Annotated in this window: 2 protein-coding genes; both read left to right on the forward strand. The window is 46.3% G+C overall.

What is annotated here, in order from left to right; genetic code table 11:
* A partial coding sequence (locus KIV40_RS06470) for a DUF3549 family protein (protein WP_285348337.1) occupies positions 1-292 on the forward strand: 292 nt, incomplete at its 5' end.
* Positions 293-344: 52 nt separating this feature from the next.
* Positions 345-653 (forward strand): DUF3301 domain-containing protein, encoded by a 309-nt coding sequence (locus KIV40_RS06475; RefSeq protein WP_150869133.1) that lies wholly within the window; start codon positions 345-347, stop codon positions 651-653.
* The last annotated feature ends 113 nt before the right edge of the window (positions 654-766 follow it).

Raw genomic sequence — 766 nt, forward strand, 5'->3', positions numbered from 1 at the left:
CGCAAAACAAGTCGTCAACAGCGTACTGGCTAGCCCAAGACTGGGTCACCAAGAGGTATTGATTGGTCTTGCAGGACGAGGCTGGCACACATTACAAGACGCTAAAATCGCAGAGCAGTTCTTGCTTCGCCTTGCCCAAACAGGCAACCAGAACCTGTTCAATCAGCTGTTTGCTGATCTTGTGATGATTCCAAGCTTACGAATGGTATTCTTACCAATCTTAAACTCGAACCCATCACCAGAACTGGCTAACGCTTTGATTAAGCTCCAGCAAGCCGCAAAAGCGCAGTAAGCCAATCGGCGAAAGATAAGACTAGGATGGATACAAAAGGACGTGTCGAAGAATGATAGATAATTTATTGGGGATTCTGTTTCTTTGTTTCTTTTGCTTTCTGTTTTGGCAGCAACGCCGACAGTCAGAGCTTGCCAAAGCGGCGATAGCGAGAAAGTGCAAAGAACTCGATCTCCAGTTGCTGAGCGTGGCGTTCAGTGGTCATAAGTTAAAGATGCGCCATGAGCTAACCACAATATGGCGTTGGCACACCGTGTATCAGTTCGAATTCTCTGCGCTGGGTGATGACTGTTATAAAGGCAGTCTTACCATGGTTGGCTTTCGTGCGATGCGCTTTGAGCTACAGCCTCATAGAATGTGATTTTTTTTTCACTAAGCTCCGAGTAACGATACTCGTGGTAGGGGCCAAACTCATCTTGTTTGGTCCCATAAAACTCAAAACCGAGCTTGTCCAAAAGCTTAATTGATGGGTTG

It is taken from the genome of Vibrio sp. D173a (genome assembly GCF_030248475.1).

Coding starts and splice junctions, on each gene's coding strand:
- KIV40_RS06475 (WP_150869133.1), top strand. CDS start 345: ATGATAGATAATTTATTGGGGATTCTGTTTCTTTGTTTCTTTTGCTTT.